This window comes from Rhizobium sp. Root1203, assembly GCF_001424945.1.
In the GTDB taxonomy this organism is placed as follows: Bacteria; Pseudomonadota; Alphaproteobacteria; order Rhizobiales; family Rhizobiaceae; genus Rhizobium.
Map to the genome: position 1 here is coordinate 621,972 of NZ_LMCW01000001.1, position 18,747 is coordinate 640,718.

Sequence of the window (18,747 nt, forward strand, 5' to 3'; positions counted from 1 at the left end):
TAACTCGATTACTTCGGCAGCTGCGGCTGTACTTTTTCCTCGATGACCAGTTCATCGATGATGGTCATCACGATCAGGGACAACGGCAAGGCGAGCATCGCGCCGACCGCCCCCCACATCCAGGTCCAGAAGAGGATCGCGATAAACACCACGAACGGATTGATCTCGAGCCGCCGCCCCATCACGGCCGGGAAGATCAAATTCTCCATGACCAGGTGGACTGAAAAGAAAGCGGCTGCGGGGATCAGTCCGAACAGCAGGCTGTCATGCGTCAGGATCCCCGCAATCGCGATGGCCAGCGTCATCATGGTGATGCCGAGATAGGGAACGAAGCTCGACAGGAATGCGAAAAATCCCCACAGGACAGGCGAGGGCAGCCCGCCGGCGTAAGCGATGACGGTCATCACGACACCGAGGCAAACATAGATCAGGGATGCCGTGGCGAAATAGAAGCCGAGAACCTGTTCCACCCCGTTGATGACGCGAATGGCTGCAAGCCGCTGCGACCGCGTCCTGAACACCATGATGATCGATTTGCGCAGATTGACGCGTCCGGCCAGGAACAGCAGCAGCGCGGCGAAGAAGATCAGTGCCTGGATGAGCGCAGGCGTCAGGTTCGCCGAGACGACGTGCAGGATGTTGCCCGTGTTCTCCAGCAGCTTGTCTGCCGACATCGGGCCGCCCTGGAAGGTTTGCGGCGTGATATGCAGCCACCGGATCCGCTCCAGATAGGGCATCAGCCTGTTGAGGGTCTTCTCGAAAAACGCCGGCCCCTCGTTGGCAAGCGTCGCCAGCGGACCCGCAAGCGAACTGGCCACGAGAAAGATCACGAGCGCCACGGCGGACGACAGGATGACGGCATTGGTGATGCGCGGCACGCCCAGCTTGCTGAGCTTCTCGGCCAGCATGCCGAGGATCATCCCGACGACGATGGCAAGCGTCAGGGGAATGAGGATCAGCGACATCATGTAGACCGCTGAAAGGCCGAGAATCGTGAAGATGCCGATGATCGCCCAGGCGGTGCTCATGTCGAGCCCATCCTTCTCGACCCGTCGCATCGGGGCCTGCGGCAACTCCTCGGTCGCTTCGCTGAGCTTTGCGGCCCAGCTGCTGACATGACGTTCGCCGATCGCGATCTTGCTCGCGTGTTTCCGAATGCCCGTGGCGATGCCCATGGATGACATGTTCCCCGGAAGCCCATTGCTTCGCCACCACAACGCGCGATAGGCCGTTCCGGTTCCGTCGACCCCAATGCGGTGTGGAAGAAGCGGTATTCGATCAAAGCCGAATTGCCGTTTCCTCCTTTGCCGTCCGGATGATGATCATGGTGACGAACCGAGCGACATTGGTCTGATCGCGAAACAGCCTGTCGCAGAGGGCATTGAATTCTTCCATGTCGCGCAAGCGCAGCATCAGCACGACGTCCGTTTCGCCGGTAACGGCATAAGCTTGCGCGACAGCCTCTTCGCCGGCCGCGATGTCCAGAAACCGTCGCATGTGCTGCTCGCCGTGCAATTTCAGTTCGACGGTAACCAGGGCCTTGATCACTCGTCCGGCCTTGGCCGGATTCAGGATCGCGACAATCCGGTCGATCACGCCCGATTTGTGGAGCCGCTGTACGCGGCGCAGACAGCTGGATGGAGACAGGCCCACCTCTTCGGCCACGTCGACATTCGTGCGCGATGCGTCGCGCTGCATGAGGTTCAGAAGTTTCCGGTCAATCCGATCCATTCCGGCAGAATAGGCACAGGCAGCGCATTTGCAATAAAATTGCATAGGACTGCAATATTTGACCCCAAATTCGAAGCGGGTCGGGCTAGCAATCGAGACAGCTTTTTGAGGAGGCTCTGATGCGGTTTTTGATGCCTGTCCTGCGCAAAACGCGGGAAACACTTGAAATCTATTGGGTGCTTGTCCGGATCACGGTTCCGCTAACGATCTTGACGGAACTGTTGTCGAGAATGGGGGCGATCAAGGCGGTGGCCCCCGCTTTTGCGCCCGTCATGAACCTGGTTGGCTTGCCCTCGGAACTGGGTCTGGTTTGGCTGACGGCAATGCTTGTCGGCATATGGGGCGCTGTTCCGCTCATTTTCACTCTTGTTCCCGCATCCTCGCTTAGCGTGGCGGATATGACGGTTATCTCGGCGCTTCTCTTGTTCGCACACGGCCTGCCTGTCGAGCAAAAGATCATTCAGAACGCCGGCCCGGGCATGATCGCAACGACGACGCTGCGCATCGGAGGCGGTTTGCTCTACGCTTTTCTGCTGCACCATTTTCTGCTGGCCACGGGCTGGTTGTCAGCATCGGTTGATCCCGCCTGGATTCCGATGAGCGCCACACCCGATTGGGCTGAATATTTCCGCGGCCTCGGCGAGACGATGATGTCGATGCTTGTCATCCTCCTTATCCTGTGCTGGGGCCTCGAAATCCTCAGGGTGACAGGACTGCTGCGATGGATGATGACGGTTCTCGCACCCGCGTTGCGTCTTGCCGGCATCAGGGGCGAAGCAGGAGATCTCACTGCTGTCGGATTGTTCCTGGGGATTTCCTACGGTGCCGGTCTTTTGATCCGCGAGGCACGATCGGGCGCAATATCACCACGTCAGATCTTTCTATCATGCGTGTTCATGGGCTTCGCGCACAGTGTGATTGAGGACACCCTTATCATGGTCTCGCTTGGCGCAGATGTTTACGGCGTTCTTGCCGGGCGGCTCGCATTCGCCATCGCGGCAACCGCGGCGATTGCCGCCCTGCTTCGCCGCCTATCCGACAAAGCATTCTTCGCACAAATATTCCGACTGCACAGCAGACAGGCAGAAAGCCGCTAAGCGACGTGTCGGCATTTCGGATATTCCGGCTTGGCAGGTCTCGCGCATGAGACCATTGCCGGCAGTGTCCGGGTCCCGACATGCCAGCGTCGACCGGCGGGGAGGGACGGCGCCCACAGCGGATGCCGTTCCGATATGCCGGCGGTCACCGCCGGTTCCGCCGGAGGTTACACCGCTGGGCTCTCGCAGACGGTTTCCGCGGCTTTGACGGTTCTGCGCCTGAGGAATGCTCCGACGACGATTGCAGTGACGGTTGTGATGCTCGCGAGCAGGAGCAACAGGGTGCCGAACGCCTGTCCGTAACTCTGGATCAGCGCATCTCGCGTCATGCCGGGCAACGCCGCGGCTGCCGCATTGAAATCACCCGTAACCAGACGTTGCGCCGCAGCGGTTGTCGAACCTTCCTGGCCGCCGACGCTGGACTGGATCAGTGCCGAGAGCACCGCACTCACGATCGCCAGCGCCACGCCTTCGCCTGCCACGCGGGTCGTGCTGAAGATGCCGGTCGCCATGCCGGCGCGCTCCTTGGGAACGACACTGACAGCAAGTCCGTCCATCAGGCCCCAGGGCAGGCTGATGCCGACGCCGATCGCAAGCAGGGGCGCGATCAGCGAAGCGTGCGCGGCGCCCGCGGGAACGCTGCCCAGCCAGAAGAGACCGGCCGCGGAAATCATCAGCCCGACGCCGCAGATGGCCGCGGGCGCAAACCAGCGCGTCAGTTGCCCGGCGACCATCGGCAGCGCCAGCAGCGGCGCGGAAAGCGCAATCATCATCCGGCCTGCACCGACCTCGCTCATGCCGTCTATGCCGACGAAGCGGACCGGCAGAAGAATGAGCAGCACGACGAAGGCATAGGCAGGCGCTGCGGCCAGTAGCTGAACACCGACAAAGCGCGGATAGCGGAAGAGCGTGAGGTCGAGCATCGGACGTTTGACCCTGCGCTCGACGATGCAGAAGAGCGCCATCAACACGGCGGATGCAGCCAGCAGCGCGATGACGCCGGGATCCCGCCATCCATGTTCGGGCGCGCGAAGCACGCCATAGGTGAAGAGCGTCAGCGCCAGCGTGAAACTGATCGCACCCGGCCAGTCGAGCCCGCTTGCTTCGGGATCGCGGGTCTCGTGCAGGAAACGCGCGCCAAGCGCGAAGGCCAGCGTGCCGAGCGCGAAGACCAGAGCGAAGATCGCCGGCCAGCCGAAGGTCTGGACCATGAAGCCGGAAGCGATCGGGCCGAATGCCAGACCGACGCCGAAGCTCGATCCGACGATGCTGAATGCCCGCATCCGCTCGTCTCCTTCGAATTCCTGCGCAAGCGACGCCATGCCGCCCGAGAAGGCCGCCGCCGCGCCGACGCCTTGCAGGGCCCGCAGGATGTCGAACCAGACGATGTCCCTGGAGAAGGCAAGCGCCGCCGAAAAGAGCTGGAATGCTGCCAGGCCGGACAGGAATATTCGCTTGCGCCCATAGCCGTCGGCCAGCGCGCCTGCGGCCATCAGGCTGCTTCCGAAGGTCAGCATGAAGGCGTTCGTAACCCAGTTCAGGGCGATGGGACTGCCGCCGAGGTCGCGGCTGATGGCGGGCAGGGCAACGGCCGGGCCGGTGAATGTCAGCGGCATGGCGGCGGCGGCACAGCAGACGCCGATCAGGGCCAGCATTTTCGTTGCCGCGCTCGCGCGCGTTCTCTTGTCAGATGTTGTCATGAGGTTTCCGCCTGGTTGGATGACATGCTCGCGGGAGCGATGAGCCCCTGGTATTCGCGGCCAAGACAAGATAAAATTTCAGGAGTATGCGGATAAGTTGGCTATTTTTCCTGACATAACGGAAAATAGCGCTCGAATGAGGGTGCGAAATGGAGCAGTTGAGCGGGTTGGCCGCCTTCGTGAAAACCGCCGATCTCGGCAGCTTCGTCGCCGCCGGTCGTGTCCTTGGCCTCTCGCCCTCGGCCGTCGGCAAGGCGGTGACCACGCTGGAGCGACAGGTGGGCGTGCGGCTGTTCCAGCGTTCGACCAGAAGCATAAGACTGACCGAGGAGGGGCGGCTGTTCCACGAGCGCTGCCGGCGCGTGCTGGACGATCTCGAGGATGCGCAGGCATCGCTTGCGCAGGCCGTGGCGGTTCCGCGTGGCCGGCTGCGTCTCAGCGTTCCTCTGGTCAGCTATCACTTGTTGCTTCCGGTCCTGCCCGAGTTCATCCGGCTCTACCCGGAAGTGGAACTTGACCTCGACTTCAACGACCGTATCGTCGATCTGATCGAGGAGGGGGTCGATGTTGCCATCCGCAGCGGCAATCTGCCGGATTCGCGGCTGATGTCACGGGCACTCCGGCCCTTCCAGATGCTCCTCTGCGCCTCGCCCGGTTATCTCGACGAACACGGCCTGCCGGCTTGCCCGCAGGATCTGTGCGGCCATCTCGGGATTCGCTTCCGCTTCCCGAACAGCGGAAAGATCCAGGACTGGCCCTTGAGCCTTCCGCCGGGCGCACCGGAGCTTTCCGTCCGCACGGCCTTGACCTGCAACAACATGGAGGCGTTGCGCGGTGCGGCGATCAGCGGTCTCGGGATCGGCTGCATGCCGGATTTCCTGGCCCGCCGACACCTCGCCGAAGGCACGCTACGCACCGTTCTGGACGATCATATCGATGGCCCCGGCCAGTTCCATTTGCTCTGGCCGTCGAACCGGCACCTGTCGCCGAAAGTGCGCGTCCTCGTCGATTTCCTGACGGAAACGCTCTTTGCTGATCGTTGCGAGGTCCCCTCGGCGCGATAGAGGAGGCGTCGCGCGCCGACCCGTGGTAGCCGCCGATGTTGCCGGTCCTCAGGCCGAAAGCGTCAGGCCGATGCCCCAGGGGTCTCTCAGGAACACGCCTCCGCCGCGCTTCTCGCTCTTGATTTCGAGCTCGTCGAGCTTGGCGATAGCCTTGTCGAGCGCTGCGGTGTCGTTGAAGCGGAGCGCGTAGTCCGAAAGGCCGGTCATGCCGTCGCTGCGGGTGCCGGCGCCGCGGCTGTTCCAGATGTTGGCGGCGACGTGATGATGGTATCCGCCGGTGGCAAAGAAGCTCGCGCCGGGATAGCGCGCCATGAGCATCAGGCCGAGCACGTCGCGATAGAAGGCGTCTGCTTCCGGAATGTCGCCGACCTGAAGATGGATATGGCCGATCGCGGTGCCGTCGGCCATGCCGTTCCAGGCGTCCTGCGGGGCACTGTCGTAAAGCGTCTGCAGGTCGAGGCGCAGCGTCGCCATTTCGACCTGGCCGTCCTCATGGAATTTCCATTGCCCGTGCGGCCTGTCGGCATAGATCTCGATGCCGTTGCCCTCCGGGTCGGAAAGATAGATCGCCTCGCTGACGAGATGGTCCGATGCGCCGTCGAGCACGACGTTGTTTTGCGCGGCATGGCGCAGCCAGCGTGCAAGCTCGGTGCGGTCGGGCATCAGGAACGCGGTGTGGAAGAGGCCGGCGGCATCGCGCGGGGCGACGCGGACATCCTTGCCCGTCGTCAGCGTCAGGAGCGGCGTGCCGTCGACACCGAGCACTTCGCCGCTGGCAGCCTTCTCGATGACCTTGAGGCCAAGCATCGACTGGTAGAAGCTGGAAACCAGCGAAACGTCGGTGACGACCAGATGCGAGTGATCGACATAGGCAGGGCGCGTCAGCGCGTAGGACGTCTCGGTTGTTGTCATGCTGGTGTCTCCTGCTCTGGTCGTTGAAGGCATGCCGGCGGTGGCAGCGAGAGCGCTGCCAGTCGCCATCCCAAGGAATTGTCGCCGATCCATCGCCTCTGAGGTTCCCTTTGGCCGCTGTCCCTGATGTCTTTATGGCGGATTCCGATTGTTCACAGAAGACTGGTTTTTGACGATGAAGCGTTCAGCATGCGTTGACGGTCTCAAAGGCGCCGGGCTTGATCTTGATCAAAGCGCCTTATCTATTTTCTGAGAGATATGTGTTCCATCGCGAACGCCAAAAAGGAGCGCCTCAATGTACAAGAAGATCGTCGTCGCCGTCGAAATCGGCGCGCTGGGGGACGGCGAAACGACCTTTCGCAAGGCGGCCACATTGCTCGATACCGGGGGCGAAATCGTTCTCCTGAATGTCGTCGAGGACATTCCGACATATGTGGCCATCGATCTGCCCGTCGAGCTGGTCGAAAATGCCGCCAAGGACGCGCGCGAGAGGCTCGAAGGGCTGATCCTGAAGACCGGGATCCCGGCAAACATCGAGATCAGCCATGGCCGTGCCGCAAGCGGTATCCTGGCCGCCGCCGAAGCCCACGGCGCCGATCTGATCATCCTTGCATCGCATGTTCCGGATTTCAGCAATTACTTCATCGGCGCGACGGCCGACCGCGTCGTGCGGCATGCCAAGTGCTCGGTGCTGGTCGACCGGCGGCGTTAGAACGAAGAACAACAACAACAATTCGAAGGAGGAACCGATGAGCGACATCCAGGCCTACGAGACGATTCTGAGGGATCGCCAGCGCGAACTTCAATCGCGGCTGTCCCGCATCGACCTCGATCTCGGGCGCACGAAGGAGCAGGACAGCGACGACCGTGCCACGGAGAGCGAGAATGACGAGGTTCTCGAAGGTCTGGGGCAGGCTGGGCAGGACGAACTGCGCGCGATCGGCGCAGCGCTCGAGCGGATCGCCAAGGGAACCTACGGCATCTGCGTGAACTGCGGGCAGCCCATTTCCAGGAAGCGCCTGGCCGCCGTGCCCTATGCGCCGCTCTGCGAGGATTGCATCGGCCAGACGTAGTACGCCCAACCCCAGGCTGATGGATAAGTGGTTGTATTGCGTGCCGGCCGTTTCGGTGAGACGATCGCCATGGATCGAATAGGGTGTCGTGCATGGGCGAGTTCAACGGAATCCGCTGGGCCTATGATAAATACGAGCTGATCGCCGATGGCATCGTCCACGGCGTCGGGCTGGCGCTTGCGCTGATCGGCGCGACGGTGCTGATCTTCTACGCCACCGTCTGGAGTTCGCATGGCGAGCTGGCCGCGGCCTGGATCTACAGTATCGGGCTGGTGCTGACGCTTGGCATCTCCTTCTCCTACAATGCCTGGCCGGTGTCGCGCACCAAGTGGTTCCTGCGAAGGCTCGATCATTCCTCGATCTTCATCCTGATTGCCGCCACCTACACCCCGTTTCTCGAGCGCGGCGCCGACAATCCGCTGCTGCTGGGCATGCTGATCGGCATGTGGGCCATTGCGGCGATGGGCGTGTTCCTGAAGTGCGTCTTTCCGGGCCGCTACGACAAGCTTGCGATCCTGCTCTATCTCGCGATGGGCTGGAGCGGCGTCCTGGTGGCAGGGCCGGTCGCCGAGCGCATCCCGTACGCGTCGATGCTGCTGATCGTGATCGGCGGGATCATCTACTCGCTGGGCGTCATCTTCCACGTGTGGGAGAAGCTGCGGTTTCAGAATGCGATCTGGCACGGCTTCGTCGTTGCCGCCGCCGCCGTCCACTATACGGCGGTTCTCACCTGCTTCAGCATGAGCGCGTCCGGTCTCTGATCAGCCGCAACGTGGTGGCGCCGCAAGCGTCTTGACCAGGTGGCCGACCACCGCGTCGTATTCCTTCAGCGCCGCCTTCGGATACTCCAGCGTGACATAGCCGACCGCGTCGTGGCAGAGCGATATGGCGCGAACGTAAAGTATGCGGTCTCTGCTGGTGCCGGAGTAGCTGGCCCAGGTCTTGGAGGATTTGCTGTAGCCGATCGTCCAGCCATCCTTCTCGTCCATCTCCCTGCGGCTCCTGATCTCCGCGGCAAAATCGTCCTGCAGCCGGTTGGCGCCGAACACACGAAGCTCCGCCTTGCCGTCCTTCGACGCCAGCGTCATGCCGTCGCCGTTGTCTGCCTCGCCGGCAACCGTGAAATCGGCAGGAAGATCGATCACATAGCCGAAGCGGGCATTCGCGTAGGGCCGCCAGCCGTCCGCCATCGCAGGCGTTGCCGCAAGGCTAAGCAGAAGGATCAAACGAATGATGGCGAAACGATCGATCATGAACCCTCCCGATCTGCCGGCGGAACCTAGCGCATTCCTCCGGTCGTTTCAGCCCGCTTTCAGCACCGTCACGACGTAACGGCAATTGACCGCGCCGCGGTTGCGGAATTCGCAGTCGGCGGCCGGTCCCAGCAACAGGCAGTCGCCGCTTTTCAGCTGGTGCACGACATCGCCCTCCGCAAAGGTCAGTTCGCCATCGGCAATCCATATGCATTGCCGCAGAAAGACGAAGGACGAGGCGGGATAGGCGACGGCAGCGCCCGGCGGAAGATCGATCTCGACGATATCGAACGGACTGCCGTTGGCCGGTGAAACATGACGGCGCGAATAGCCGGTCTCCGGATCGGTCCAGACCTGCTGTTCCGAGCGCCGTGTCAGCCGCTGGCTTCCGGCCTCGGCCCGGGCGATCAGCGACGATACCGTCAGGCTGAACGCGCCGCAGAGCTTGCCGAGCAGCGAGGCGGTGGGGCTGCTCTCGCCGCGCTCGATCTTGTGGATCATCGCGCGCGACACGCCGGACTGGCCGGCAAGGTCGCTGAGGGACCATCCGCGCAATTCCCGCTCGGCGCGGACGCGGTCCCCTAGACAGTGATCGAAATCGTTTGATATAGTGGACATAACGAAATGATAGTGGACTGAAATTGATGACGCAAGCCCTCGTACGCGATGCCACCGAAGCGGATCTCCCAGCCATTCGCGATATCTACAATCACGCAGTGGAACATACGACGGCGATCTGGAACGAGACTGTGGTCGATCTCGGCAACCGGCTGGAATGGTTCAGGCTGCGTCAGGCGAGGGGATTTCCGGTTCTCGTCGCCGAAAAGGAAGGGCGTATCGTCGGATACGCCTCCTATGGTGACTGGCGCGCCTTCGAGGGGTTCCGCCACACGGTCGAACATTCCGTCTATGTCGAGAAGGACCATCAGGGCGCCGGCATCGGCAAGCTGCTGATGACGTCCCTGATCGAGCGGGCGGGCGAAAACGGCATCCACGTCATGATCGCCGGTATCGAGGCCGGCAACCTGGCGTCGATAAAGCTGCACGAGAAGCTCGGCTTTCGAAACGGCGGCACCTTCTTCGAAGTGGGAACCAAATTCGGCCGCTGGCTGGACCTGACGTTCATGGAGCTCAGGATTTCGAAGTAGCGGAAAGACGCCCGAGATCCGGAAGAATGCCCGCCGGGCCTTCTCCAATCGGGCGAGGTCAAGCGCGTTCCCGAGCTTTCGTCCTGGGCGGGACGAGGGAAGGCCGTCGTCCGCACTCGGCCCGAAGGGGACGTTGCAGCCAAGTCTTATCTTTTCCGAATGCTGTTACAGGCGACAAGCATTTTCTCCTCTGTCAAAATGCGCTGACCATTGCCACGTTGGGACATGCTTTGAAGCCAAAAACCATGGGCGTCAGAAATCATGTCATTTCGGATTAAGATGAACGGAGGAGGCTCGACAGCGCTATAGGTTTCGGCAAAGTGTTTCGCGTCTTCCGAACTAGGAAGTTCCAACGCGGTTCGCTCATATCCATCATATCCCCCCAGATGGTACTTTTTCGCATCACCCTCGATCTGCGTAAGCTTGAACTTCATCGGAAGGGCTCTCAGATAGACGCACATGTCCGCAGCGTTACACGCTGCCAACACAGAGCATGACCATGGCGGCGGCCCCGGCGGCACCGCAGCCATTGCCGCTGCAGGGAAAAGAAACAAAAGCGAGGCTATAAATCTCATAGGCGCTATTCCTCAATAAAACCGGGTGGAGCTAATACAGCGCCCCTAAGAGTCCGCGAAAGCTACGCGACTAGGGCGGACATGGCCTGAATTTTATCTGTGCTCCCAGGTGATCGCAACGAACACACTTGGTACCAATGCGGCCTTCGGATCGGTGGCTCTAAGCGGAGAAAAACAACCGCCTCACTCCCAAGACGCTACCCAACGCCAGAGCAAACCAATAGGCGAGCGCTGGTAGGAAGAAGAAGATGCTGCCGGACGCCGGAATCCACCAGAAAAATGGCAGGAAGGTAAGTCTAATCCAAGTCTGCAATATCAACTCCAACGCCCAAGCCCCGGTAAAGCCCGTGCAAACGACTTTGATTGGCTCCCCGGAGCACAAACCAGGTGCTGCTGTCTGCATCATGAACTGTGCAGAGAACCATGCCGCGGCCGACAGCCAATATATTCCAGCAAGCACTTCGAGAACCCCGCAAGCCCAGCGTCTTGCCAACTGCATGCGCCCCACCTTCCCCAAACCATAAAGACCATAGCTCGCCAACGTTTTCAGCGCACCCATCATGTCCGCTGTTGGACGCTCTGCGGGCGAGGCTGTTGTCGTCTTTCGGCCCGAAGCGGCCATATTAATGAGTCCGTTTGATATTGCATCGCGCGATCCAATCGGGTGGCAACACGTTGACCGCCACGTTCGGGTCAATCCGGACCAGGCTCATATTGCGGTAGCTCCAGATGTAGGGAATGCAAGCCTTCAATGCAGCCGAATGAACATAGAGTTGATGTTCGCGAGGAACCTTACGGATCGACAGGAAGAACGAATGCTGTATTTCAATATCAGCATTGAATAGGGAAATAGCCTCCCTCCGCTGCCAATCTGCATAGAACCCCACTGGCAGCACAGTAAGCATCACCCACGTAGCAGTGAACAAAGCAGGTCGCATAGTACCGGAAAGTTGAGGAACGACGACGGGCGAGGCAATAGCTGCAGCAAATACGGCACTGGCAATCAGGACGAAGTGCCGAAGTCCCGGCGGGGCCCAATTCACAAAATAGATTGGCGAAGATAAGTCGCCAAACAATGCCGGCGCGACCAAAGAGTAAGCAATCAAACAATAGGCCGCTGCCCTAAACGCCTCCATCGCCAAACATATTCCGTTCTCGTTACTCTGTGAAAATACCGATTTTCGCGAAGTAGGCAATGACTGCTATTGGCGCTTTCCAGCCGAAAACGCCGCCACGAACTCACATCACCATCGTCCGCGAAGGACGTGCGTGTCGAATGCTACTTGCCGGGCTCGAATACCATCGAGTGGCCGTTGATGCAGTAACGCAGACCGGTGGGCGGTGGGCCGTCGGGGAAGACGTGGCCGAGATGCGCTTCACAGTTGCCGCAGCGGATTTCCGTGCGGACCATGCCGTAGGTCGTGTCGCGGTACTCGGTGACGGCGTCGGCGGACACCGGCTCGAAATAGCTCGGCCAGCCGCAGCCGGCGTCGAACTTGGTGTCCGAACGGAACAGCGGCGCATCGCAGCAGACGCAGCGATAGAGCCCGGTCTCGAAGGAATCCCAGTATGGCCCGGTGAATGCCCGCTCCGTGCCGTGCTGCCGGGTAACGCGGTATTGCTCGGGTGTCAGCTGTTCCTTCCATTCGGCGTCTGTCTTGTGAACCTTGGCGATCGTCGTATCGGCCATGGGCTGGCTCCTTTCGCGCTGGGGGCATTCGATTTTTCGTCTGTAATGTGGTGCCTGCCGCGAAATCGATCAAGGGATAGATCCTTCGGCTGAGCACCGCGTCTACGCATATTGTGGCACTCATATCCCGCGTTGTTTGCCTGTATTGTTGATCGATCGTGTCGTCGCGGTACGGTCGGGAGGGATGCCGTGCTCCATATTCATATTCTGTGCGGGGGATATTGCGCTGTCTCGGCGGTATTCATGCTGATGACCCTTCTGGAAGGCTGGACCTTTCACGGCGGTTGGACCCTGGCGCGCATGGTGGGTCTTGTCCTCTGCCTCGTCTGGCCGCTTCTTGTGATTGCTTTTCTTCTGCACAACTACGTGTCACGCAAGATCTCAGGCGCGGTTCGGTACGCTTCTCTGTGAGAAACGCGCCATTTGGCCGAACAGAGCTTGAGACCGCGTGCGTCTTCTCCTAAACGTTACGGGCACTTCCGATTTCAGGTCGGCTTTCAAAGCCTTGCGAGCAGGGGAGGGGATATGGCCGATGTAACGGCATTGACGTTCGCGGCCCTCTGTATGCCGTTCCTTGGCGCTGTTCTCGCCCCCTTCCTGGTACGCGCATTTGGCGCGAATGCCGCCTGGCTGCTGGCGCTGGCTCCCCTGCTGGCCTTCCTGCATTTCTTCAGTCTCCTGCCGATGCTCGCGGCAGGCGGTATCGTCCGCGGCGGCTACGTCTGGGTGCCAAGCCTCGATCTCGCTTTCTCGTGGCTCCTCGACGGCCTTTCGGTGACGTTTGCCCTGCTGATCACCGGCATCGGCGCACTGGTGGTGCTCTACGCCGGGGGATACCTGAAGGGCCACCCGGATCAGGGACGCTTCTTTTCGTACATCTTCCTCTTCATGGGCGCCATGCTCGGCCTTGTCGTGTCCGACAGTTTCCTGGTGCTGTTCGTCTTCTGGGAACTGACCTCGATTACCTCGTTTCTGTTGATCGGCTTCGACGATCGGCGCGAGGCAGCGCGCCGGGCTGCGCTGCAGGCGCTCGTGGTCACCGGTGGCGGCGGGCTGGCATTGCTGGCCGGGCTGCTGCTGATCTGGAGTGTCACCGGCGCAGCGCAATTGTCGGTGCTGTTGCAGTCGGGCGATCTGCTGCGCGCCAATCCGTACTACCTGCCGATCCTGCTGCTCGTGCTCGGCGGCGCGTTTACCAAGTCCGCGCAGTTTCCGTTTCATTTCTGGCTGCCCAACGCCATGGAGGCGCCGACGCCGGTGTCCGCCTACCTGCATTCCGCGACCATGGTGAAGGCGGGCGTCTACCTGCTGATGCGGCTCAACCCCGCCATGGGCGATACGCTTGCCTGGAATATCCTGCTTCCCGTTTTCGGCGGAGCGACGCTGATCGTCGGCACGCTGCTGGCGGTGCGCCAGACCGATCTGAAGCTCAAACTCGCCTATACCACCGTCTCCTCGCTGGGTCTGCTGGTGCTCCTGACGGGCTTCGGAACGCCCTACGCCGTCGAGGCGGCGGTGCTCTACCTGGTCGCGCATTCGTTGTTCAAGGGCGCCCTGTTCATGGTCGCCGGCATTGTCGATCATGAAGCCGGCACGCGTGACATCACCCGCCTGGCGGGGCTGCGAAAGGCGATGCCGCTGACGTTTGCGACGGCTGTCGCCGCCGCGTTTTCGATGGGCGGCCTGCTGCCGTTCTTCGGCTTCCTCGCCAAGGAAGAGATGTATATGGCGCTTGCCCACGGCGATCCTCGGTCCATCGTTTTCACCATGATTACCGTATTCGGCAACGCGCTGATGTTCGCGATCGGCTTTGCCGTGGCGCTCAAGCCCTTTCTCGGCACGCCCGTCGAGACACCGAAGCATCCGCACGAGGCGCCGCCGCTGCTGTGGGCCGGCCCCGTCGTGCTGGCGCTGCTCGGCCTGCTAGCCGCACTGTTTTCCGCAACGGCCCACCGCTACATTTCCTCGCCGACGGCGTCGGCGGTGCGCGGTTCGGCCGCGCAAATCGAGATCTCGGTGGTCCCCCATATCGGGGTGCCGCTGTTGCTTTCGGCACTCACCGCCGTCCTCGGCATGGCCGTCTATTGGCAGCTCGATCGTGCCCGCCTGCTGATGGCCGTCGTGTTGCGCATGCTCGGACCAGGCCCCGACCGCGGCTTCGACCTTGCCATCGCCGGCCTCGTGCGGTTCGCCGCCCGCGTCACGCGCATTGTCCAGCCCGGGCGGCTGGAGCTCTACGTGACCAGCACCTTCATCTGCGTTGCGGCGAGCCTCCTCGTGCCCCTCTGGCTCTACGATGAATTGCCGTCCCTTCCGGCATGGCCGGCTGGCGTGCAGATCTACGAATGGGCGATCCTGCTTCTGGCGGCCACCGGCCTTGCCGCCGTGGTTGTCGCAGGGGACCGGCTGGCGGCGATCGTCTCGCTCGGCATCCAGGGTTTTTCCGTCGCTATCATCTTCCTGCTGTTCGGCGCGCCCGATCTCGCCTTCACCCAGCTTATGGTCGAGACGCTCTCGGTCGTCATCCTGGCGCTGGTGATGACACGCCTCAGGCTGTCGCCGACCGATCGAAGGCCGCTTCGCCAGGCGCTGTTCGATGGCGCCGTGGCGATTGCCTGCGGAACCGGCTTTGGTCTGCTTTTGATGAAGGCGACCGCGGCGCCGTTCAACACGACGCTGACCGACTTCTTCAATACATACTCCAAGACGATCGCCCACGGGGCCAATGTGGTGAACGTCATCATCGTCGACTTCCGCGGCACCGACACGCTCGGGGAAATCGCGGTCGTCGCGATTGCCGGCCTCGCCATTCTCGCCCTCATTCGCGTGCGGGCCCAGACGGAGCGCAGGCTTGCCGAAAACGATCCCGATGCGCCTGACGATCTCGGGGTGGAACGCCCATGAACACGCTGATCTTCCGCACCATCGCCCCTGTTCTGACCGCGCTGATGCTGCTGTTCTCGATCTTCGTCCTGTTGCGTGGCCACAACGAGCCCGGCGGCGGCTTCACCGGCGGACTGGTTGCCGCGTCGGCGCTGGCGATCTTCGGGATTGCCCGCGGCGTCGGTTCGGTGCGCCGCGCCATCGTCTTTCACCCGCTGGCGATATCCGGCGCGGGTCTGCTGATGTCGTGCTCGGCGGGCGTTCTGTCGGTCGCATTCGGCGTTCCGTTCATGACCGGCCTGTGGATCTACCCCGAGATAGCAGGCGTCGAAGTGGCGCTTTCGAGCGTCATGCTCTTCGATATCGGCGTCTATCTCGTCGTGGTCGGCGCCATTACCTCGATCGCGCTGGCGCTCGAGGAAAGGGAGGTCGACTGATGGAGCCGGTTTTCGCCATCCTCGTCGGGCTCTTCTTTGCCGCCGCCATCTACCTCATGCTGTCGAAGTTTTCGATCCGCATCATGCTCGGCATCGCCATCCTCGGCAACGCGGTGAACCTGCTGCTGTTCACGGCCGGCCGGCTGACGCGCGAGGTACCGCCGATCATTCCGGAAGGCCTCGACACGCTGCCAGCCGGCGCCGCCAATCCGCTGCCGCAGGCGTTGATCCTGACGGCCATCGTCATCTCGTTCTCGTTCCTTGCCTTCCTTCTGGTGCTGACCTATCGCGCCTACCAGGACATCGGCACCGACAATACCGACAGGATGCGCGTCGCGGAGCCCGACGATGCGCCGCTGCCGCCGCTGGGATATTAGTGATGGCAGCTCCGACTGGAAAAATCGCAGATCTTTCGGTGGCATTCGTCGCCACGCCGGTGCCGCTCGACAACTGGTTGGTCATTGCGCCGGTTGCGCTCTGCATCATCCTCGGTGCCGTCCTGCTGATCGCCCGAGCCTCGCGCCTGCAGGCGCTGATCGCCATTCCCGGCCTTGCCCTGCTGGTCCTGACGGACGCGGCGCTGCTTGCCAGGGTGGTTGCCCACGGTCCGCTGACCATGGTCATGGGTAGATGGCTGCCGCCCTTCGGCATTGCCTTCACCGTCGATCTGCTTGGCGCGCTGCTGGCGCTGACGGCAGCCATCGTGGCCTTCGCCGGCGGCATCTATGCGCTTGCCGACGTCACCGACAGCGGCCGCCGCTACGGCTTCTTTCCTTTGCTGCTGATGCTGATGGCGGGCGTCACGGGCGCGTTCCTGACCGGCGACGTCTTCAACCTCTACGTCTGGTTCGAAGTGTTGCTGATCTCCTCCTTCGGCCTCCTGATCCTGGGTTCCGAACGGCAGCAGATCGACGGCGCCATGAAGTATGCGGTCCTCAATCTCATCGGGACAACGCTCTTTCTGATTGCCGTCGGCATCCTCTATGCCGTCTTCGGCACGCTCAACATGGCCGACATCGCAACCAAGGCTGAGGGCGCGCGGCCGGGCGCACCGTTGATGACGTTGTCGGCGCTCTTCCTGCTCGCCTTCGCCATGAAGGCTGCCGCGTTTCCGGTCAATTTCTGGCTGCCTGCCTCCTATCACACGCCGCGCATCGTCGTCTCGGCGCTCTTCGCCGGCCTGCTGACCAAGGTCGGCGTCTATGCGCTGATCCGCATCATGGTCATGCTTCTGCCGGTGGAGCGCGAGCAACTGAGCCTGCTGATCGCAGCCGCAGGTGCGGCGACGGTCGTCGTCGGTGCGCTCGGCGCTCTGGCCCAGGACGATATCCGCAGGCTCCTCGGCTATGTCGTCATCTCGGGGATCGGCAACATGCTGATCGGCGTGGCGCTCGGCACAGCGGGCGGTCTCTCCGGCGCGGTCTTCTATGCCGTTCATTCCATGGTGCTGATGACGGCACTCTACCTGCTCGCCGGCCAGGCGGCGTCGCTGGGCGGGAGCTTCTCGCTGGCAGGGCTGGGGGGCCTCTACCGGCGCAACGGCGCTTTTGCCGGCCTGTCTCTCGTCCTCTTCTTCGCCGCCTGCGGCCTGCCGCCGTTCTCCGGCTTCTGGCCCAAGGTCATACTGGTTAAGGCGTCGATCGATGTCGGGGCATGGTGGCTCGCGGCGGCGATCCTGGTCGGCGGCTTCCTGACGACGATCGTTTTCGGCCGCGTCTTCCTTCTGGCCTACTGGCGGCCGGCGGCCTCGGGTTCCGAAACCGCCGGGCCGATCGGATGGCGGGCCGCGCTGCCGCTCCTGATCCTGTCCGCCCTGGTCGTCGGCTTCGGCATATTGCCGGAACGGCTGCTGGCGCTGTCGCAGGCAGCCGCGGTCGGCCTGGCCGATCCGTTCCCCTACGTTCAGTCGGTCTTTCCGGGAGGCGTCGCGCCGTGATCGGTCTTCTCCTCAACCTGTTGCTGGCAATCGTCTGGGCCGCCGTCAGCGGCAGCGCCTCGGCTCACAATCTCGCTTTCGGCTTCGTACTTGGCGCGCTGGCACTTTTCGTCGTGCGCGAGCCCTACGGCAGCCGCGGATATCTATTGCAAGGGTTTGCCATCCTGTCTCTGATGCTCCTGTTCCTTCGGGAGCTTGCGCTCTCCGCGTGGAAGGTCGCGCTCACCGTGCTCAGCCCGGACATGCAGCTGAAGCCGGGCATCTTCGCCTTTCCGCTGACCGTCGATCGCGATTTCGAGATCACGTTGCTTGCCAACATGATCACCCTGACGCCCGGGACGCTGTCCGTCGATGTCTCCGACGATCGCAGGACCCTCTACGTTCACGCGCTTGACTGCTCCGATCCGGAAGCGGCGAAGCGCGATATCGCCAACGGCTTCGAGCGAAAGATACTGGAGGCGTTCCGATGATCACGCCGCTTGCCATCATTTCCATGGCGGCCGCTGTCGCGCTGGTGATATTGGCGATCGCCTTCCTGCTCGCCACCTGGCGGGTTATGGCAGGGCCGACGCTTCCCGACCGTATTCTTGCACTGGATACACTATCGGGCACGGCGATCGGTTTTATTGCCGTAATTGCGGTCAAGACCGGTTTTTCACTTTATATCGACATCGCCATCTCGCTCGGCCTCGTCGGCTTTCTCGCCACAGTCGCCTTCGCGCGCTTCGTGATGTCGCGTGGCGGCGCGACTGAAGGGCGCAAGCCCGAACGACACACGAAGCCCGAACGGGACACGAAAACCGGACGGGATGCAAAAACAGCGCGGGCCGTCACGAAAAAGCCCGATGCCGCCCCCAAGGGCAAGGGACGAAAGACAACGAAGGGCAAGAAATGACAGACTATTTTGTCGCGATCGTTGTCGCCGTCCTGTCGCTGGTGGGTTCGCTTTTCGCGCTGGTCGCCGCCCTCGGCATCCTGCGCCTGCCGGATCTCTATACCCGCATGCACGCGGCTTCGAAGGCGGGAACGGTCGGTTCCGGTTTGCTGCTCGTTGCCGCCGGTATCGCCTCGGGAGAACTTGCTGTCTTCGTCCGGGCTATTGCCGGATTCGTGTTTTTTATACTGACGGCGCCTGTTGCTGCACATCTGCTCGCGAGAGCGGCGCACAAGACAGGTTATCCACTTCTGCCACCTTCGGTGCGCGACGATCTTCTTGAAAGGTAAGAGCTGTGACGATTCAGTATTTTA

General features: G+C 61.9%; 24 protein-coding genes. 14 read left to right on the forward strand and 10 right to left on the reverse strand.

Features of this window, described 5'->3' with window-relative positions; genetic code table 11:
- Positions 1–8: 8 nt before the first annotated feature.
- Both ASC97_RS03060 and ASC97_RS03065 read right to left on the reverse strand, forming a co-directional pair.
- Positions 9–1,175, reverse strand: coding sequence for an AI-2E family transporter (locus ASC97_RS03060; protein ID WP_057466853.1), 1,167 nt, complete (start codon positions 1,173–1,175; stop codon positions 9–11).
- A 103-nt stretch (positions 1,176–1,278) separates the two neighbouring features.
- Positions 1,279–1,731: an Lrp/AsnC family transcriptional regulator gene (locus ASC97_RS03065; protein ID WP_057466854.1), complete on the reverse strand. Its 453-nt coding sequence runs from the start codon at positions 1,729–1,731 to the stop codon at positions 1,279–1,281.
- A gap of 119 nt (positions 1,732–1,850) precedes the next feature.
- Between ASC97_RS03065 and ASC97_RS03070 the strand changes: the two genes are divergently transcribed.
- The gene (locus ASC97_RS03070) at positions 1,851–2,828 is read left to right on the forward strand and encodes a nucleoside recognition domain-containing protein (RefSeq protein ID WP_057466855.1); all 978 of its coding nucleotides are present in this window, start codon (positions 1,851–1,853) and stop codon (positions 2,826–2,828) included.
- Between the two features lie 167 nt (positions 2,829–2,995).
- Here the strand turns inward: ASC97_RS03070 and ASC97_RS03075 are convergent, their stop codons facing one another.
- Positions 2,996–4,528 (reverse strand): MFS transporter, encoded by a 1,533-nt coding sequence (locus tag ASC97_RS03075; protein ID WP_057466856.1) that lies wholly within the window; start codon positions 4,526–4,528, stop codon positions 2,996–2,998.
- Positions 4,529–4,677: 149 nt separating this feature from the next.
- Here ASC97_RS03075 and ASC97_RS03080 point away from each other — a divergent pair, with 149 nt between their 5' ends.
- A complete protein-coding gene (locus tag ASC97_RS03080) occupies positions 4,678–5,592 on the forward strand; it encodes a LysR family transcriptional regulator (protein ID WP_057466857.1) in 915 nt (304 codons plus the stop codon).
- 48 nt (positions 5,593–5,640) lie between these two features.
- On the opposite strand, the gene ASC97_RS03085 is transcribed toward ASC97_RS03080, so the two are convergent.
- Positions 5,641–6,597, reverse strand: coding sequence for a VOC family protein (locus ASC97_RS03085; RefSeq protein WP_082529859.1), 957 nt, complete (start codon positions 6,595–6,597; stop codon positions 5,641–5,643).
- Between the two features lie 202 nt (positions 6,598–6,799).
- Between ASC97_RS03085 and ASC97_RS03090 the strand changes: the two genes are divergently transcribed.
- From ASC97_RS03090 to trhA, 3 genes are all read left to right on the forward strand, one after another.
- Entirely contained in the window at positions 6,800–7,216 is a 417-nt protein-coding gene (locus ASC97_RS03090; RefSeq protein WP_057466858.1) for a universal stress protein, read from the forward strand.
- Between the two features lie 37 nt (positions 7,217–7,253).
- The gene (locus ASC97_RS03095) at positions 7,254–7,577 is read left to right on the forward strand and encodes a TraR/DksA family transcriptional regulator (RefSeq protein WP_057466859.1); all 324 of its coding nucleotides are present in this window, start codon (positions 7,254–7,256) and stop codon (positions 7,575–7,577) included.
- A 92-nt stretch (positions 7,578–7,669) separates the two neighbouring features.
- Positions 7,670–8,338 carry a PAQR family membrane homeostasis protein TrhA gene (trhA, locus tag ASC97_RS03100; protein WP_057466860.1) on the forward strand — a complete coding sequence of 223 codons (669 nt, stop codon included), beginning with the start codon at positions 7,670–7,672 and terminating at the stop codon, positions 8,336–8,338.
- Here trhA and ASC97_RS03105 read toward each other — a convergent pair whose 3' ends face one another.
- Positions 8,339–8,830, reverse strand: a complete 492-nt coding sequence (locus tag ASC97_RS03105) for a hypothetical protein (RefSeq protein WP_057466861.1) — start codon at positions 8,828–8,830, stop codon at positions 8,339–8,341.
- Between the two features lie 48 nt (positions 8,831–8,878).
- A complete protein-coding gene (locus tag ASC97_RS03110; protein ID WP_057466862.1) occupies positions 8,879–9,448 on the reverse strand; it encodes a helix-turn-helix domain-containing protein in 570 nt (189 codons plus the stop codon).
- Between the two features lie 26 nt (positions 9,449–9,474).
- Here ASC97_RS03110 and ASC97_RS03115 point away from each other — a divergent pair, with 26 nt between their 5' ends.
- Positions 9,475–9,978 carry a GNAT family N-acetyltransferase gene (locus tag ASC97_RS03115; RefSeq protein WP_057466863.1) on the forward strand — a complete coding sequence of 168 codons (504 nt, stop codon included), beginning with the start codon at positions 9,475–9,477 and terminating at the stop codon, positions 9,976–9,978.
- A gap of 146 nt (positions 9,979–10,124) precedes the next feature.
- Here the strand turns inward: ASC97_RS03115 and ASC97_RS03120 are convergent, their stop codons facing one another.
- From ASC97_RS03120 to msrB, 4 genes are all read right to left on the reverse strand, one after another.
- Entirely contained in the window at positions 10,125–10,553 is a 429-nt protein-coding gene (locus ASC97_RS03120; protein WP_113000445.1) for a hypothetical protein, read from the reverse strand.
- Positions 10,554–10,713: 160 nt separating this feature from the next.
- A complete protein-coding gene (locus ASC97_RS03125) occupies positions 10,714–11,175 on the reverse strand; it encodes a hypothetical protein (protein WP_156390305.1) in 462 nt (153 codons plus the stop codon).
- Position 11,176: 1 nt separating this feature from the next.
- Positions 11,177–11,695 (reverse strand): hypothetical protein, encoded by a 519-nt coding sequence (locus ASC97_RS03130; protein WP_156390306.1) that lies wholly within the window; start codon positions 11,693–11,695, stop codon positions 11,177–11,179.
- 137 nt (positions 11,696–11,832) lie between these two features.
- A complete protein-coding gene (msrB, locus tag ASC97_RS03135) occupies positions 11,833–12,243 on the reverse strand; it encodes a peptide-methionine (R)-S-oxide reductase MsrB (RefSeq protein ID WP_057466867.1) in 411 nt (136 codons plus the stop codon).
- A gap of 243 nt (positions 12,244–12,486) precedes the next feature.
- Here msrB and ASC97_RS34565 point away from each other — a divergent pair, with 243 nt between their 5' ends.
- The 8 genes from ASC97_RS34565 to mnhG all read left to right on the forward strand — a co-directional run bounded on the left by ASC97_RS34565 (position 12,487) and on the right by mnhG (position 18,723).
- Positions 12,487–12,654 (forward strand): hypothetical protein, encoded by a 168-nt coding sequence (locus ASC97_RS34565; protein ID WP_200959428.1) that lies wholly within the window; start codon positions 12,487–12,489, stop codon positions 12,652–12,654.
- Positions 12,655–12,768: 114 nt separating this feature from the next.
- Positions 12,769–15,147 (forward strand): putative monovalent cation/H+ antiporter subunit A, encoded by a 2,379-nt coding sequence (locus ASC97_RS03140; RefSeq protein WP_057466868.1) that lies wholly within the window; start codon positions 12,769–12,771, stop codon positions 15,145–15,147.
- A complete protein-coding gene (locus tag ASC97_RS03145; RefSeq protein ID WP_057466869.1) occupies positions 15,144–15,563 on the forward strand; it encodes a Na(+)/H(+) antiporter subunit B in 420 nt (139 codons plus the stop codon). Before ASC97_RS03140 ends, ASC97_RS03145 begins: the two co-directional genes overlap by 4 nt.
- The gene (locus ASC97_RS03150) at positions 15,563–15,940 is read left to right on the forward strand and encodes a Na+/H+ antiporter subunit C (RefSeq protein ID WP_057466870.1); all 378 of its coding nucleotides are present in this window, start codon (positions 15,563–15,565) and stop codon (positions 15,938–15,940) included. Before ASC97_RS03145 ends, ASC97_RS03150 begins: the two co-directional genes overlap by 1 nt.
- A 2-nt stretch (positions 15,941–15,942) precedes the next feature.
- Complete coding sequence (locus ASC97_RS03155; RefSeq protein ID WP_057466871.1) at positions 15,943–17,499, forward strand: Na+/H+ antiporter subunit D; 1,557 nt, start codon at positions 15,943–15,945, stop codon at positions 17,497–17,499.
- Complete coding sequence (locus ASC97_RS03160; protein WP_057466872.1) at positions 17,496–17,969, forward strand: Na+/H+ antiporter subunit E; 474 nt, start codon at positions 17,496–17,498, stop codon at positions 17,967–17,969. Before ASC97_RS03155 ends, ASC97_RS03160 begins: the two co-directional genes overlap by 4 nt.
- A complete protein-coding gene (locus ASC97_RS03165) occupies positions 17,966–18,394 on the forward strand; it encodes a cation:proton antiporter (protein ID WP_057466873.1) in 429 nt (142 codons plus the stop codon). Before ASC97_RS03160 ends, ASC97_RS03165 begins: the two co-directional genes overlap by 4 nt.
- A complete protein-coding gene (mnhG, locus tag ASC97_RS03170; protein ID WP_057466874.1) occupies positions 18,391–18,723 on the forward strand; it encodes a monovalent cation/H(+) antiporter subunit G in 333 nt (110 codons plus the stop codon). Before ASC97_RS03165 ends, mnhG begins: the two co-directional genes overlap by 4 nt.
- Positions 18,724–18,747: the final 24 nt, after the last annotated feature.

What these genes read in the sequence shown, in the direction of transcription:
- ASC97_RS03060 (WP_057466853.1), bottom strand. Translation starts at nt 1,175, where the DNA reads ATGGGCATCGCCACGGGCATTCGGAAACACGCGAGCAAGATCGCGATC.
- ASC97_RS03065 (WP_057466854.1), bottom strand. Translation starts at nt 1,731, where the DNA reads ATGGATCGGATTGACCGGAAACTTCTGAACCTCATGCAGCGCGACGCA.
- ASC97_RS03070 (WP_057466855.1), top strand. Translation starts at nt 1,851, where the DNA reads ATGCGGTTTTTGATGCCTGTCCTGCGCAAAACGCGGGAAACACTTGAA.
- ASC97_RS03075 (WP_057466856.1), bottom strand. Translation starts at nt 4,528, where the DNA reads ATGACAACATCTGACAAGAGAACGCGCGCGAGCGCGGCAACGAAAATG.
- ASC97_RS03080 (WP_057466857.1), top strand. Translation starts at nt 4,678, where the DNA reads ATGGAGCAGTTGAGCGGGTTGGCCGCCTTCGTGAAAACCGCCGATCTC.
- ASC97_RS03085 (WP_082529859.1), bottom strand. Translation starts at nt 6,597, where the DNA reads ATGGATCGGCGACAATTCCTTGGGATGGCGACTGGCAGCGCTCTCGCT.
- ASC97_RS03090 (WP_057466858.1), top strand. Translation starts at nt 6,800, where the DNA reads ATGTACAAGAAGATCGTCGTCGCCGTCGAAATCGGCGCGCTGGGGGAC.
- ASC97_RS03095 (WP_057466859.1), top strand. Translation starts at nt 7,254, where the DNA reads ATGAGCGACATCCAGGCCTACGAGACGATTCTGAGGGATCGCCAGCGC.
- trhA (WP_057466860.1), top strand. Translation starts at nt 7,670, where the DNA reads ATGGGCGAGTTCAACGGAATCCGCTGGGCCTATGATAAATACGAGCTG.
- ASC97_RS03105 (WP_057466861.1), bottom strand. Translation starts at nt 8,830, where the DNA reads ATGATCGATCGTTTCGCCATCATTCGTTTGATCCTTCTGCTTAGCCTT.
- ASC97_RS03110 (WP_057466862.1), bottom strand. Translation starts at nt 9,448, where the DNA reads ATGTCCACTATATCAAACGATTTCGATCACTGTCTAGGGGACCGCGTC.
- ASC97_RS03115 (WP_057466863.1), top strand. Translation starts at nt 9,475, where the DNA reads ATGACGCAAGCCCTCGTACGCGATGCCACCGAAGCGGATCTCCCAGCC.
- ASC97_RS03120 (WP_113000445.1), bottom strand. Translation starts at nt 10,553, where the DNA reads ATGAGATTTATAGCCTCGCTTTTGTTTCTTTTCCCTGCAGCGGCAATG.
- ASC97_RS03125 (WP_156390305.1), bottom strand. Translation starts at nt 11,175, where the DNA reads ATGGCCGCTTCGGGCCGAAAGACGACAACAGCCTCGCCCGCAGAGCGT.
- msrB (WP_057466867.1), bottom strand. Translation starts at nt 12,243, where the DNA reads ATGGCCGATACGACGATCGCCAAGGTTCACAAGACAGACGCCGAATGG.
- ASC97_RS34565 (WP_200959428.1), top strand. Translation starts at nt 12,487, where the DNA reads ATGCTGATGACCCTTCTGGAAGGCTGGACCTTTCACGGCGGTTGGACC.
- ASC97_RS03140 (WP_057466868.1), top strand. Translation starts at nt 12,769, where the DNA reads ATGGCCGATGTAACGGCATTGACGTTCGCGGCCCTCTGTATGCCGTTC.
- ASC97_RS03145 (WP_057466869.1), top strand. Translation starts at nt 15,144, where the DNA reads ATGAACACGCTGATCTTCCGCACCATCGCCCCTGTTCTGACCGCGCTG.
- ASC97_RS03150 (WP_057466870.1), top strand. Translation starts at nt 15,563, where the DNA reads ATGGAGCCGGTTTTCGCCATCCTCGTCGGGCTCTTCTTTGCCGCCGCC.
- ASC97_RS03155 (WP_057466871.1), top strand. Translation starts at nt 15,943, where the DNA reads ATGGCAGCTCCGACTGGAAAAATCGCAGATCTTTCGGTGGCATTCGTC.
- ASC97_RS03165 (WP_057466873.1), top strand. Translation starts at nt 17,966, where the DNA reads ATGATCACGCCGCTTGCCATCATTTCCATGGCGGCCGCTGTCGCGCTG.
- mnhG (WP_057466874.1), top strand. Translation starts at nt 18,391, where the DNA reads ATGACAGACTATTTTGTCGCGATCGTTGTCGCCGTCCTGTCGCTGGTG.